Source organism: Xanthomonas vasicola (assembly GCF_000772705.2).
Classification (GTDB): Bacteria; Pseudomonadota; Gammaproteobacteria; order Xanthomonadales; family Xanthomonadaceae; genus Xanthomonas; species Xanthomonas vasicola.
The window spans coordinates 54,765-68,052 of the sequence record NZ_JSBW02000018.1; the positions used below are offsets into that span (position 1 = coordinate 54,765).

At 55.3% G+C, this 13,288-nt stretch carries 14 protein-coding genes; 13 read left to right on the forward strand and 1 reads right to left on the reverse strand.

Annotated elements, in window-relative coordinates; all coding sequences use genetic code 11:
* The first annotated feature begins 92 nt into the window (after positions 1–92).
* The 13 genes from NX05_RS03760 to NX05_RS25205 all read left to right on the forward strand — a co-directional run bounded on the left by NX05_RS03760 (position 93) and on the right by NX05_RS25205 (position 13,053).
* Complete coding sequence (locus tag NX05_RS03760; RefSeq protein ID WP_039430900.1) at positions 93–1,112, forward strand: VirB8/TrbF family protein; 1,020 nt, start codon at positions 93–95, stop codon at positions 1,110–1,112.
* The gene (locus NX05_RS03765) at positions 1,109–1,876 is read left to right on the forward strand and encodes a TrbG/VirB9 family P-type conjugative transfer protein (protein WP_010371311.1); all 768 of its coding nucleotides are present in this window, start codon (positions 1,109–1,111) and stop codon (positions 1,874–1,876) included. The genes NX05_RS03760 and NX05_RS03765 overlap by 4 nt, the downstream gene beginning before the upstream one ends.
* On the forward strand, positions 1,873–3,042 hold the full coding sequence (locus NX05_RS03770; RefSeq protein WP_010371312.1) for a TrbI/VirB10 family protein: 1,170 nt from the start codon (positions 1,873–1,875) through the stop codon (positions 3,040–3,042). The genes NX05_RS03765 and NX05_RS03770 overlap by 4 nt, the downstream gene beginning before the upstream one ends.
* A 5-nt stretch (positions 3,043–3,047) precedes the next feature.
* Positions 3,048–4,097: a P-type DNA transfer ATPase VirB11 gene (gene virB11 / locus NX05_RS03775; RefSeq protein ID WP_172645694.1), complete on the forward strand. Its 1,050-nt coding sequence runs from the start codon at positions 3,048–3,050 to the stop codon at positions 4,095–4,097.
* Between the two features lie 60 nt (positions 4,098–4,157).
* Complete coding sequence (locus NX05_RS21705; protein ID WP_080764472.1) at positions 4,158–4,988, forward strand: lytic transglycosylase domain-containing protein; 831 nt, start codon at positions 4,158–4,160, stop codon at positions 4,986–4,988.
* Positions 4,989–5,045: 57 nt separating this feature from the next.
* Positions 5,046–5,471, forward strand: coding sequence for a TrbC/VirB2 family protein (locus tag NX05_RS03780; protein ID WP_039430898.1), 426 nt, complete (start codon positions 5,046–5,048; stop codon positions 5,469–5,471).
* Positions 5,464–5,775, forward strand: a complete 312-nt coding sequence (locus tag NX05_RS03785; protein WP_005914227.1) for a VirB3 family type IV secretion system protein — start codon at positions 5,464–5,466, stop codon at positions 5,773–5,775. The genes NX05_RS03780 and NX05_RS03785 overlap by 8 nt, the downstream gene beginning before the upstream one ends.
* 101 nt (positions 5,776–5,876) lie before the next feature.
* Positions 5,877–8,330, forward strand: a complete 2,454-nt coding sequence (locus NX05_RS03790) for a VirB4 family type IV secretion/conjugal transfer ATPase (protein ID WP_039430896.1) — start codon at positions 5,877–5,879, stop codon at positions 8,328–8,330.
* Positions 8,323–9,150: a hypothetical protein gene (locus NX05_RS03795; protein WP_172645692.1), complete on the forward strand. Its 828-nt coding sequence runs from the start codon at positions 8,323–8,325 to the stop codon at positions 9,148–9,150. The genes NX05_RS03790 and NX05_RS03795 overlap by 8 nt, the downstream gene beginning before the upstream one ends.
* 88 nt (positions 9,151–9,238) lie before the next feature.
* Entirely contained in the window at positions 9,239–10,297 is a 1,059-nt protein-coding gene (locus tag NX05_RS03800; RefSeq protein WP_039430887.1) for a TrbL/VirB6 family protein, read from the forward strand.
* Positions 10,298–10,328: 31 nt separating this feature from the next.
* On the forward strand, positions 10,329–10,823 hold the full coding sequence (locus NX05_RS21710; RefSeq protein WP_080764468.1) for a DUF4189 domain-containing protein: 495 nt from the start codon (positions 10,329–10,331) through the stop codon (positions 10,821–10,823).
* 21 nt (positions 10,824–10,844) lie between these two features.
* The gene (locus NX05_RS03805; protein WP_230597550.1) at positions 10,845–11,648 is read left to right on the forward strand and encodes an XAC2610-related protein; all 804 of its coding nucleotides are present in this window, start codon (positions 10,845–10,847) and stop codon (positions 11,646–11,648) included.
* Between the two features lie 100 nt (positions 11,649–11,748).
* The gene (locus tag NX05_RS25205; RefSeq protein ID WP_134810970.1) at positions 11,749–13,053 is read left to right on the forward strand and encodes a peptidoglycan-binding protein; all 1,305 of its coding nucleotides are present in this window, start codon (positions 11,749–11,751) and stop codon (positions 13,051–13,053) included.
* Between the two features lie 109 nt (positions 13,054–13,162).
* Here NX05_RS25205 and NX05_RS03815 read toward each other — a convergent pair.
* The coding region (locus NX05_RS03815) for an integrase core domain-containing protein (protein WP_147423373.1) at positions 13,163–13,288 on the reverse strand (126 nt) is incomplete at its 5' end.

Below are 13,288 nucleotides of genomic sequence, written 5' to 3' on the forward strand. Positions count from 1 at the left end.
GGATCTTTGGCCTTTCTGCCTTCTCAAGTCCCCGCGACACGTTGCGGCGATAGTTTCAGGCCTGACAAGGCCCCACGGTGACGGATCAAGACATGTTGCGTAAGAAGGTCAGTGAAAAGGACGGTTCCGCCCAAGTGGGTGCGGCCATTCAAAAGGCGGTGAATTACGAGGTAAGCATTGCCGACCTCGCGCGCCGCAGTGAAAAGCGTGCCTGGATCGTGGCGACCCTATCGATGCTGGTCACCGTCCTGACGGCGGGCGGCTACTACTACATGCTGCCGCTGAAGGAGAAGGTGCCGTATCTGGTCATGGCGGACGCGTATTCCGGTACTAGCACCATAGCCAAGCTTGAGCCCAATTTCGGTGGCCGGACAATCAGCACCAGCGAAGCGCTGGCGCGCAGCAATATTGCGCGTTTCATTATCGCGCGTGAGTCGTTTGACCTTTCCATCATTGGTCAGCGCGATTGGAACACGGTCTCGGCAATGGGGTCGACAAATGTCGTGGGCGAATATCGTGCGCTGCATTCTGCCAATAACCCGTCGAGGCCGCTGAATACGTACGGCAAACTCCGTGCGATTCGCGTTAATATTTTGAGCATTACCTTGATTGGCGGTAACGGGAAAGCATATACCGGGGCAACCGTGCGCTTCCAGCGAACCGTTTATGACAAGAATTCCACGGTTTCCACGCTACTGGATAACAAGATCGCCACGATGGGCTTTGTTTATCAGGATAATCTTGAGATGAGCGATAGCTTGAGGGTGGAAAATCCTCTAGGTTTTCGCGTCACTGATTACCGCGTAGATAATGACTACTCGGCGCTGCCCGTCGCTCCAGCGGCTGGTGCGGTCATCAACGCCCAGCCTCAGGCAGCAGTGCCGCAGCAGGCCATGCAGCAGCCGATGACTGGGATGGCCGGTCCAAACGCAGCAGGTGCGGGCATTGCACCTCAAGCGGGCGTTCCGATGCAGCAGCAAGGTGGCGTGCCGCAGCAACAGGCGCAGCCAGCATTTCCTGATCAAATGCAGACGGCCGGTCAGCTGCAAGCGCAGCCTGCAATGCAACCCCAAGGGACGCCCAAGAATGTCAATGGAGCAAGTGGTCGATGAAACTTTTTAACCGATATAGGGTTGCGTTGTTGTCAGCGCTACCGCTTGCGCTGTGCGCTTTGTCAGCAGCCGCTCAAGTTGTTCAGGAATATGAATATGCACCCGACCGTATCTATCAGGTGCGCACAGGTCTTGGTATTACCACTCAGGTGGAGCTGAGTCCGAACGAAAAAATTCTGGATTACAGCACCGGTTTCACTGGTGGGTGGGAGCTCACGCGGCGAGAGAATGTTTTTTATCTCAAGCCTAAAAATGTCGATGTCGATACGAACATGATGATTCGTACAGCGACGCATTCTTATATTCTTGAGCTCAAGGTAGTGGCAACGGATTGGCAGCGTCTGGAGCAGGCAAAGCAGGCGGGCGTTCAATACAAGGTTGTGTTTACCTACCCGAAGGACACAAGCTTCAATAACGTCGAGGATGCGGATACCTCGAAGAACGGCCCGTTGCTGAATGCCAAGATCCTGAAGGATCGCCGCTACTACTACGATTACGATTATGCAACACGCACCAAGAAGTCCTGGTTGATTCCAAGTCGTGTCTATGACGATGGTAAATTCACTTACATAAATATGGATTTGACGCGTTTTCCGACAGGGAATTTTCCTGCGGTTTTCGCTCGCGAGAAAGAACATGCCGAAGATTTTCTCGTTAATACGACGGTAGAGGGAAATACTCTGATCGTGCACGGAACCTATCCTTTCCTGGTGGTTCGTCATGGCGATAACGTCGTCGGTCTGCGAAGGAACAAGCAAAAGTGAATTCGAATATTCCAAACAGCCCTGATGAGCGCTCCCAGAACCATGGCGGGGATGAGCAGCGCAACGGCGACTATAACGAGCGCAACAATCCGTACTTCGCGCGTCAGCAGGCTGGCGCCGAGCCGGACTTGGATGCCAATGAGCCGGTCTTAAGATCGAGCGACATCAAGCGACTTAATCGTAAGGCGCTAGTGTTTCTTGCGGCTATTGCGGCCCTCTTGATTCTTGCCATCTTCTGGCTTGCGACGCAAAGCGGGGAAGATTCTGCGCCCCCGAAGCCGCGTACCGAGACGGTAGTTGCACCTGCGTTGCCGCAGAGCATGACTGCGCCAGTCGAAGAAGCACCGGTTCCGTTAGCTCAGCAGCCCAGTCTGCCGCCACTGCCACCGATGCCGACCGACAATAGCGATGAGGTTAGTTCCGCACCGGAACGTCAGCGTGGGCCAACGCTGCTGGAGCGTCGCATCCTTGCTGAGTCTGCTGCAAACAACGGCGGCGTTCCCGGTCAACTGGGTGCGCAGCCTGCACCTGCTCAGGAAGATGGTCCGGTCACGCTGGCCAAGCCGATCAGCAACCCGGACGGTCTACTGGTACGCGGTACCTATATTCGCTGCATCCTGGAGACGCGCATCATCTCCGATTTTGGCGGTTACACCTCGTGCATCGTCACCGAGCCCGTCTACTCCATCAATGGACACAACCTGCTTCTTCCGAAGGGGTCCAAGATGCTGGGGCAGTACAGTGCCGGTGAGCCGACCTCTCATCGTCTACAAGTCGTTTGGGACCGCGTCACTACGCCTACCGGTTTGGATGTCACGCTCATGGGGCCCGGCATCGATACGCTCGGCAGCTCCGGTCATCCGGGGAATTACAACGCGCATTGGGGTAACAAGATTGCTTCAGCCTTGTTCATTAGTCTGCTGAGCGACGCATTCAAATATGCAGCGGCGGAATATGGCCCCGAGACCACAACAATCGGCGTTGGCTCCGGCATCGTTACCCAGCAGCCGTTCGAGAGTAATACTGCACGTAGCATGCAGCAGCTTGCGGAGCAGGCGGTTGAAAAATCAGGGCGTCGTCCTGCCACCCTGACGATCAACCAAGGAACGGTGCTGAACGTTTATGTTGCCAAGGACGTCGATTTCTCGGCTGTCCTGCCGAAGTGAATGAAATGGTTGCCATGACGATCGATGACTCCCCGACAGCGCGTATTTCGAATGACTTTCTGGACTACCAGTACTCCGTGCTGGGAATCCTGGACTATCTTAATTCGCCTGACGTGACCGAAATTTGCATCAATCGTCCTGGTGAGTTGTACCTGGAAACGATCCATGGATGGCAGCGAGTCGACGTGCCATCCCTCACGTACGACCGTGCTCGGCAGTTCTGTACGGCGGTCGTCAATGAGAGCAACACCGGGCAACGCATTACCGATGCTGACCCTGTCGTGTCGCTGACGTTTCCGACCGGGCAACGCGCCCAGTTTGTTATGCCGCCGGCCTGTGATGCGGGCAAGGTGTCCATCACCATCCGGCTTCCTTCCAAGCACACTAAGTCGCTGGAGCAATACAAGCACGACGGTTTCTTCGACGAAGTGCTTGAGCAATCGGCAGATGTCAGCGATCACGACCAAGAACTGCTAGAGCTGCGCCGCAAGCGCGATTACGCAGAGTTCTTCAAGAAGTGCGTGCTTTACAAGAAAAACGTCGTTGTTGCTGGTGCGACGGGTAGCGGCAAGACGACCTTCATGAAGGCGCTCGTCAATCACATACCGAGCGAAGAGCGCTTGGTGACCATTGAGGACGCCCGAGAGCTCTTCATCAGTCAGCCGAACTCCGTGCACTTGCTCTATTCCAAGGGGGGGCAAAGCGCCAGCAACGTGACGGCCAAGAGTTGCATGGAAGCCTGCCTGCGTATGAAGCCGGACCGTATAATTCTTGCCGAGTTGCGCGGCGATGAGTCGTTTTACTTTATTCGTAACTGCGCATCTGGCCATCCAGGCTCAATTACCAGTTGTCACGCTGGAAGCGTCGAGCAGACGTGGGACCAGCTTGCATTGATGGTGAAGGCCTCGAATGAGGGCTCCGGACTGGAGTTCGAAGTGATCAAGCGCTTGCTCAGAATGACCATTGACGTTGTGGTTCACATCAAGGCGCACGCTGGACGGCGCTTCATCACGGGCATCGATTTCGATCCGCTGCGCACGCTGCGCGGCGGTTAGGGGTTGACGTTGTAGTTGAGTTTGATCTGGTTTAGAAGGAGTACTGAGATGTTGCCTGGCATGGAACTAATGGGATGCACTGGACTGGCCGTCCCCGGCGAGGTAATGCAGCACGTTGTCCGTGTCGAATCGTCGCGTAATCCCTACGCGATTGGTGTCGTTGGTGGACGCCTGGTACGTGAGCCGCGCGGTCTGGCTGAGGCAGTCGCCACGGCGAAGATGTTGGAACAGAAGGGGTACAACTTCTCGCTTGGTCTAGGTCAGGTCAATCGGTACAACCTGCAGAAGTACGGTCTGGCTACCTATGAGATGGCATTCGACAAATGCCCTAATTTGGTCGCCGCCTCAAAGATTTTGGCTGAATGCCATTCGCGTTCTGGTGCCAACTGGGGGAAGTCGTTTAGCTGCTACTACTCTGGAAATTTTGAAACCGGCTTCAAGCATGGCTACGTGCAGAAAATTTATGCCTCCATTCGTCAGTCGGTAGCGTCTTCCGGCGCCGAGCCTATCGCTGTCGTGCCAACCCGCCAGGTGCAACTGAAGCCCGTGAGTCCCCTGCGACAGGCTGCAGCCGAATTGGCAGACGCGATCGTGTCTCGTCGCATTCAGGATTTTTCCGGGGCGGGCCACACAGCGGCTTCACCGCCGGGGCCTATGCTATCCCAGCCTGCAACAGCGTATTCCTTACCGAGCCGGGTCGCGCCTGCGGTTAATGCACCTCATTCAGCCGAAAATGAGTTGTATGTGGTGAAAGCAACGGGGCAGGGGCGTGGTGTGGCAGTACCAGCCTCTGCGCCTCAGGCTTCGACGCCGATCGAGCAATCTGCACCCGTTTCTATGCAGCGAGCACCACAAACAGTTCCGCAAGTAGATAGTGCATTCGTTTTTTAGGATGGAAATTGCCAAGGATATGGCTGCTGGACCCCCTCTGTTCCCAAGGAGTTAGACATGAAGTTTGAAATCGACAACAAAACGATCGCCGATGCCAAGATGGTTGGCACGCAGGCAATGAAGGCACTGGTGTTTACCGCATTGTTGGTAGTGGCGGGTGGTGCCGGCGCCCAAGGCACCCCTAGTGGTAATGGCCTAGGTGGTACAGACACACAGGTCTGTGGCTTTCTTAACAACGTGAAGAAGCTGCTGAATATGGGTTCCATCGCGGTCGTCACCATTGCCGTCATCGTGGCGGGTTATCAGATTGCTTTCGCGCATAAGCGCATTTCTGAGGTATCTCCAATCCTGATCGGTGGTGTTTTGATTGGCGCAGCTGGTCAGATCGCTAACATGATTCTTCAGAACAAAGATGGTGCTGCTGGGAACGACTGCTCGGGAATCGGCGCTTCGCTAATGCAGATCGCTCAATACTATGCATAAAGACGTACTCTTCCGCGGATGCACCCGCCCCGCGATGTTTTTGGGGGTGCCTTACATTCCCTTCTTCATTGGTGCGGGCGGTGGCTTGCTGTTGGGGATGTACATCAATCTTTGGTACCTGTTGACCATCCCGGTCATCATCTTTGCCATGCAGCAGATGGCAAAGCGTGATGAGATGATCTTCAGGTTGCTGGGATTACGTTGGCTGTTCCGAATGCGTGCGCGAAACCTTCAGCGTTATTCGGGAATGTGGGTCTTCAGCCCAAATGAATATCGCAAGAATCCCCCGGGAAAATCGCGATGAACACGTAGCCGTTTTACCAACCCCACGCATGCAACCCGCGTGGGGTTGGTGTTTGCGATGGTCGCTTGGTGTGATGCTTCCTCTCTAAATTTGGTAAGACCATGTTCAGCCCAGACAGTCCGATCAGCGAGTTTGTTTCCATCTCGACGCACGTTGCGCCGTCCGTCGTCAAGACGACCGCCGGCGACTACCTGTTGATCTGGCATCTGGGCGGCTTGCCGTTCGTGGGGCGAGACGAGTTCGAGCTCGAACAGCGGCATAACACGTTTAATCGTCTCCTGCAGACCCTGCGCGCCCCGGATTTCGCCAACGTTGCATTCTGGGTCCACGATGTGCGGCGTCGGCGCAGAATCGGTGCAGGCGGGCGTTTCAAGCAGGCATTCAATCAAAATCTGTCTGACGAATATTACAGAGCACTTTCATCGCAAAAGATCATGCAGAACGAGCTGTATTTCAGCATGATTTATAGGCCGGTAGTTACGGGGCGTCGCTTGGTGGAGAAATCCGCCAACCCGGACAAGATTCGCGCCGAGGAAGAACAGGCTGTCGCAAAAGTTGTCGAACTGGCTACCAATGTCGAAGCCGTGCTCAAGGATTATGCGCCGTACCGTCTCGGTATGTACGAGGCAAAGAACGGCGTGGTTTTCTCCGAGACCTTGGAGTTTTTGGGCTACCTGTTGAACCGAATCGATGAGCCAGTGCCGGTTCTGCCGGCGCCAGTGCCCGCGTATTTGCCCGTCAGTAAGCATATGTTCGCCAACAAGACTGGCGATTTCGTCATTCGTACTCCAGACGGAATCAATCACTTCGGCGCCATCTTGAATATCAAAGAATATGCCGATGGAACCTATCCGGGCATTCTCAATGGCCTGAAGTATCTGGACTTCGAATACGTCATGACGCATTCGTTTAGCCCGGTTGGCCGACACGATGCGCTCAAGGTGCTCGAACGCACCAAGGGGATGATGATTTCCTCTGGGGACAAGTCGTCGACCCAGATCCGCGATCTCGATGTCGCGATGGACGATGTTGCCTCGGGAAACTTCGTGCTTGGCGAATACCATTTCACGTTGGCGGTCTATGCCGAGAGCCAGGAGAAGCTGGCTAGGCAGATCGCAACCACCCGCGCCGAGCTGTCCAATGCCGGCTTCGTCTCGGCCAAGGAAGATCTTGCGATCGCCTCGTCGTTCTATTCGCAGCTGCCAGGTAACTGGCGCTTCCGTACGCGCATTGCCAACCTGAGCTCGCTCAATTTCCTCGGCTTGTCGCCGCTGCACAATTTCGCCCAAGGCAAGCAGCACAACAATCCATGGGGCGACTGCGTCACCACCCTGCAGACAACCAATGGGCAGCCGTACTACTTCAATTTCCATGCGACGCACCCGTCGGAAAACTCTCTGGGAGAGAAGGCCATCGGCAACACGATGGTGATCGGTAAGTCGGGTACCGGTAAGACAGCGCTGATCAACTTCTTGTTGAGTCAGGTGCAGAAGTTCGACCCGATTCCAACCATCTTCTTTTTCGACAAGGACCGCGGCGCGGAGATCTTTGTGCGCGCGTGCGGCGGCAACTACCTGGCGCTGGAAAATGGTTCGCCGACCGGCTTCAATCCCTTCCAGTGCGAGCGCAATGAAGCCAATACGCAGTTTCTGGCCGAGTTGATCAAGGTGCTTGGCGGCAAAGCCGAATATAGCGCCCGTGAGGAAGAAGATATTTATCGTGCGGTGGAAGGCATGCTGGACACGCCGATGCACCTGCGCAGCATGAGCAATTTCCGCAAGAGTCTGCCCAACATGGGCGACGACGGTCTGTATGCGCGTCTGCGCCGCTGGACCGCTGGCAATTCGCTCGGTTGGGTGTTCGACAATCCGGTGGACACGATCGACCTGACGCGGGCGTCGATCATCGGGTTCGACTATACCGACGTGATCGACAACGCCGAAGTGCGCGTGCCGGTGATCAACTACCTGCTGCACCGCCTGGAAGCGCTGATCGACGGCCGCCCGCTGATCTACGTGATGGACGAATTCTGGAAGATCCTGGACGGCAAGGGTGGCCTGAAGGAATTCGCCAAGAACAAGCAGAAGACCATCCGTAAGCAGAATGGCTTAGGGATTTTCGCCACGCAGAGTCCCGAAGACGCGCTGGCCAGCGACATTGCCGCCGCGTTGATCGAGCAGACGGCCACCATGATCCTGCTGCCGAACCCGAATGCCAGCCGCGACGATTACATGGAAGGGCTCAAGCTCACCGACGCCGAATACCAGGTGGTGGTGTCGCTGGATGAGCGTTCGCGTTGTTTCCTGGTCAAGCAGGGTCATGCCTCGGCGGTGTGCCAGCTCAACCTGCGCGGCATGGATGATGCGCTGTCGGTGATTTCCTCGTCCACCGACAATATCGAAATCATGCACCAAATTCTGGCAGGCAAGGCCGGCAAGCTGGGCGTCACCGTGGATCAACTGACGCCGGAGCAGTGGTTGGCCGATTTCTATGCCAACCGCAAGGGCTCCGGTAAGCGCAAGTCGGCCAAGGACAAGGAGGTCGAAGATGCATAGTCAGTCCAGGCACGCGAAGCAGTTTCACACCGCACCATCTTCATTTGTGTCACAGGAGGCGAAGAACACCATGGCAACCAAGTTCAGACATTTTTCCCAAGCCTTCATGGGACTGGTGCTGCTCAGCATGGCGGGAGCAGCCAGTGCGCAATGGGAAGTTATCGACAACAAGCTCAATGGAACGACCGAGAAAATCCTTAACAATCAGACGGTGGGCAAGGGCGAGGGCAAGGAATCCAGCGGCAAGGAGGTCGAGAAGCCCAAAGAGACCTTGAAGAAGGTGGCAGATGATGAGGGTGTGGCCGCCTGTTCGGCGTCCACGTCTGGAACACCTGTCTCTGATTCGCAGAGGGAATCCTGTGAGCTGATCCAACGCACGCGCAATTCCCAGTTCAACTACATGGTAGCGATGTACGAGATCACCACCAAGCGCCTGGAGCGTCTGCGCACGATCGAGGAAGAGCGCAAGAAGATCGGCGACCAGAAGATTGGCGAGCTGGAAAGCAACACCAATAAGCTTCTGGCGCTGAAGGCGATGATGGATATCGATCGCCAGCAGATGGAGTCGGCAATGTTTGCCTACGAAAAGCGCCTAGCGGCCTTGACCGAACTGCAAACCGGCGCTGCGAAAGCCGCGATGGCGGGGAAGGAGCCGCCGAAGGGAGATGGAAGCGGATCGTGGTTGCCATCTTGGATTCCCGCTGATCTGTTGAGCATCGGTAAGACGCTTGTCGCCGGGGCGGTGATGAAAGGTGCGTTCGAAGCCATTAAATCAGACACGCCAGCCGGTATGGAAAGATTAGAGATCGACAAAGACTGATGGAGCTGGTTTACCTGTTTAGGCAACATACTCAAACCCGGGGCAGCGACTGCCCCAAGGCGCAGCCGTCCAGTGGATGTGGTGACATATGGATTTTTTGACGAACATCGCCAACTACGAATTTTTTCGTCTGATCAACGACTACCTGCGCGATGAGATCGCGATTTTCCAGTGGGATTTGTTGCAGCGAACGACGGCTTGGGTGGGGATGGTGTCCCTGACGGTGTTGACGCTTTGGATTTTTATCCAAGGTTACCGCATCGTCACCGGCCAATCGCGCGAGGCGGCGATGGGCTTGGTCGTCACGGCGCTGCGCGCGGCGCTAATCATCGGGGTGGCGACCAGCATGGCGCAAGGTTCGGCCCGCTTGTATTGGACGCTGACGGATGGAGTCAGCCAAGCGATTACCAAGACAGTGACGGGCAGTTCAAAAAGCCCATATGAAGCGATCGACAAGAACTTGATGTTGATGCAAGTGGCGATGTCGGCTCTGGATCAGATCAAGACGGGCGGTGACGAGGAAAGCAAGGACGAAAAAGACCGCGCCCGGTGGTTCACCGGTCTCGGTATGGCCGGTCCAGGCGTCGTTGCAGGCTCGATGTTGCTCCTCAACAAGCTGGCAATGGCGTTAGTTGTAGGATTTGGGCCTCTGTTCATCCTGTGTCTGCTGTTTCAGGCGACGAAGTCATTGTTCAGCAAATGGCTGCTATACGGACTGGGCACTGTGTTTTCGTTGTCGGTTTTGACCTTCACGGTCAGCCTGGCGACCAAGGTGGTTGGCGCAGTGGGCGCTGCCTTCGTCGCAAAGTGGGCAATGAACGGGTTTACGGGCGAAGGTATCAGCAGCATGGCGCTGCAGCAGGGAGGACTAGGACTGGTGTTAACGACATTGATCATCACCGCACCGCCGATGGCCGCCGCCTTCTTCCAGGGCACGTTGGGCCAGTTCACGGCGTACTCGGCGCTGGGGCAGTTGGATCGGGCAGGCCAGTCGCCGGCTGCTGGGCGGCCTTATGAGCCGGGGGCGCCGGCTAGAGAGACGCAGGATACTTCTCCTCAAAGGGCGCGTGGAATAAATACCGTTAATTCTTCTGACGTTTCATCCCAAGAGCCTAGTGCAGGTAATCGTGGGCTTGCACAAAAGTAACTTGGTGCCTTTTCAGCTGATGTGGTGAAAAATGATTATTATCCGCTTGGCTTCAATTATTGTTCTTGTAAGTTTGACTGCCCCTGCTTTCGCCCAAACGGCTTGTCCGGTAGGTGTGGCCCCTGGGAGCCCGCAATGTGGGCCTGACTCTGGTACCTCAAGAGATAATATTCCCATGCCTCCGCCGAGGCCAACGGGTGAGTGGATTAAGACCTGGGGGGCAATCGCTGGCTCCGATTCCACCGGTGAGGCTGGAACTGCGGCGGGGGAGTTGTCGGAAGATAAGGCGAAAGATATTGCTATTCGTCGATGTTCTGTAAACGGAGCAAGCGATTGCAAGATAAACTTGGTTTATCGTAATCAGTGTGCAGCTTTGGTTTCCACGCAGTCGGATAGTTTTTATCAGGGATCTGCGACCAAGGAGCGCGCTATTGATTTAGCGATCGGAAACTGTAAAAAAAGCAGATCTGGTGAATGTAAGGTGCTGTATTCGGGCTGTTCTGATCCAATATTCAAGAAATATTGATTTGAGTTAGGAGGATTTTCTATGTTGACGCGCGAATTAGCAAGAGCCGTAGTCGGGGTGATTTATTTGATTTGCGTCGTCTCGATCACAGCTTGCAGTCCTAGTAATGCTCCATCCGCAGAGGCTGACGGAGCAATATCACCTGCTAAAAATCAAGCTAGCAAAAAACCTGAATACGAGTTGCAAAAGGATTTGAAAATGCCATCTACTGCTAATGCAAAACTCAACGAGCAGGGCGAGATAAGCGCAGATATCGATGGAATTGCTGTTTCAGTTCATGCGCAGAGCTGCACCGAAGATAGTCCAGGGATCATGTTGTGTAACCGCTCGCCGGTCGTGGAGGTAGCGTTTCCCGGAACCAAGTCGATTGCACTGGAGCCTGAGGCATTGTACGTGGATAGTAATTCCACGTTCTATCATGGTCCGCTAGATGAAAATTACAAGAAAAACCGCCACTCAATCATTCTGACCGATATCAATGGCGATGGGCACGAGGATGTAGTGCTTTGGTCTGGGAAAGAGGGTAATTACGGTGGTCCCTCCTACAGCGTCTATATCTTTGATCCTGTCCAACAACGTCTCGTTTTCAACCAGTCGCTGTCCGATATCACGGTGATGGCCAATGGCCTTTTCTCCGTGAAAGGGAATTTGCTGACTTCCACTTCGGGGGATGGATGCTGTATCCACGTATTCGATACCTACGAACTCAAGAAGAACGAGCCGGTGTTGACAGAGCGGGTAACCGAAGACACGAATGATCCCGCTAATCCGAAGAAAAAAATCGAGCGTCTCCAAAACGGTGAAATGAAGGAGGTGGCTAACTAGGCGGTGATGGTTTGTAGTGAGTACATGCAACGCATCTCTGGATCTGTAATGCCGATGATGCAACAACAAATTCCAATGACATGCACGTACGGAGCATACTATGAGTGATGGGCTTGGTCGAAGCACCGAAGGTTTCGGTGTGGATCGGGAATCTTCCGTTAGGTTGATCGTCAAAACCGCTCTTGAGAACGGTGTGACCGATCCAAAGCAGATATCGTACATGTTGGCGACGGCTCAACATGAGACGCGTAACTTTCAGGCGCCTGAAGAAGATTTCGGACGCAGCCAAGCGCGCAAGCTTGGATACAGCGGCGGTGAAGAATTTTATGGTCGTGGCTACGTGCATCTTACCCACGACTACAACTATGCGAAGTTCGATAAGTTGCTGGGCCTTAATGGTGAGATGGTCCGCAACCCGGACATGGCCAAGCAACCGGAAATCGCTGCGAAGGTCTTAGTTGTCGGTATGCGTGACGGCTTATTCACAGGCAAGCCCCTTGATCGCTACATCGATAATGATAGCCACGACGTCTACAACGCGCGACGCGTGGTCAACGGAGTTACTCCTAGCAAACCCTGGAGCGTAAAGGCAGCCAAGGAATGCGAGGAATATGGTGGGAATTGGGAGCGTCGCGTTCCCGATTTGATCGAAAGCGTCAAACGAGATGGTGTCAATTTCAAGCATAGCGTGACGCCCGGTTCGACTTCCCATCAGCCCTCAAATTCCCATGACGGCAAGCTCGAACAAGGCGAGCGCGGCGAGTCAGTGAAGCACCTGCAAAGCCAGCTTGCACAACTCGGCGCCACCGGCCGCGATGGCAGGTCGCTGCACGCCGATGGCGATTTCGGTGGCAATACCAAATATGCGGTCGAGCAATTCCAGCGGGAGCATGGCTTGCACGTGGATGGCGTGGTGGGCCGGCAGACGCAGGCGGCATTGGGTCAAGCGTTGTCGCAGCACACCGCCAAGCAGACCGAGCAGACAGTTGCTCCCGCTGCGCCGGCACAGTCCGCCAGCCCGCTACTGTCCGACCCGCGCCATCCAGACAACGCGATGTACAACGGCGCGTTGGGCAAGCTGGAAGCCTTGGGTGAACGTGGTGGTTTTTCCAACCGCAAGGAGCTTGAGCAAGCGGCTGGGCAGATCGTGTTCGAGGCCAAGGTCAGTGGTCTGCAGCGAATCGACCATGTAGTGCCTAACAAGAGTGGCGACGGCTTCTTCGCGGTACAAGGCGAGATGACCGACCCGGCAATGCGGCGTGTATTCGTGGATCGCGATCAGGCGCAGAGCCAGCCACTGGAACAGAGTAGCCGCCAGGCGGCTGAGGAAAGCCAGCGTCAGGTTCAGCAGAATGCATATCAGGCGCAGCAACACGCCCAGACGCGCAGTGGCCCCAGCCTGTAAAGGCAGATATTGTTCGATGGATGGCCCCGGCACTGACCGGGGCCATTTTTTTGCGTGCACTTGCGCAACGCATCCTCTTCTTCGACAAGGACTGTCGACTCCCCGCAATTCAGTGCCAGCCAAAATTAGAGGTCTGCGGTTGATGTTGATCACGGAACTCGGCGGGCGTTAGCCCGCCCAGGCTGTCGTGCGGGATCTGCTGGTTATAGTCGGCCAGCCAGTGTTCGGTCTGTTG

Excerpts from the sequence above, each read along its gene's own strand:
- NX05_RS03765 (WP_010371311.1), top strand. The coding sequence starts at position 1,109 with ATGAAACTTTTTAACCGATATAGGGTTGCGTTGTTGTCAGCGCTACCG.
- NX05_RS03795 (WP_172645692.1), top strand. The coding sequence starts at position 8,323 with ATGCATAGTCAGTCCAGGCACGCGAAGCAGTTTCACACCGCACCATCT.
- NX05_RS03790 (WP_039430896.1), top strand. The coding sequence starts at position 5,877 with ATGTTCAGCCCAGACAGTCCGATCAGCGAGTTTGTTTCCATCTCGACG.
- NX05_RS03780 (WP_039430898.1), top strand. The coding sequence starts at position 5,046 with ATGAAGTTTGAAATCGACAACAAAACGATCGCCGATGCCAAGATGGTT.
- virB11 (WP_172645694.1), top strand. The coding sequence starts at position 3,048 with ATGGTTGCCATGACGATCGATGACTCCCCGACAGCGCGTATTTCGAAT.
- NX05_RS03785 (WP_005914227.1), top strand. The coding sequence starts at position 5,464 with ATGCATAAAGACGTACTCTTCCGCGGATGCACCCGCCCCGCGATGTTT.
- NX05_RS03800 (WP_039430887.1), top strand. The coding sequence starts at position 9,239 with ATGGATTTTTTGACGAACATCGCCAACTACGAATTTTTTCGTCTGATC.
- NX05_RS25205 (WP_134810970.1), top strand. The coding sequence starts at position 11,749 with ATGAGTGATGGGCTTGGTCGAAGCACCGAAGGTTTCGGTGTGGATCGG.
- NX05_RS21710 (WP_080764468.1), top strand. The coding sequence starts at position 10,329 with ATGATTATTATCCGCTTGGCTTCAATTATTGTTCTTGTAAGTTTGACT.
- NX05_RS21705 (WP_080764472.1), top strand. The coding sequence starts at position 4,158 with ATGGAACTAATGGGATGCACTGGACTGGCCGTCCCCGGCGAGGTAATG.
- NX05_RS03805 (WP_230597550.1), top strand. The coding sequence starts at position 10,845 with ATGTTGACGCGCGAATTAGCAAGAGCCGTAGTCGGGGTGATTTATTTG.
- NX05_RS03760 (WP_039430900.1), top strand. The coding sequence starts at position 93 with ATGTTGCGTAAGAAGGTCAGTGAAAAGGACGGTTCCGCCCAAGTGGGT.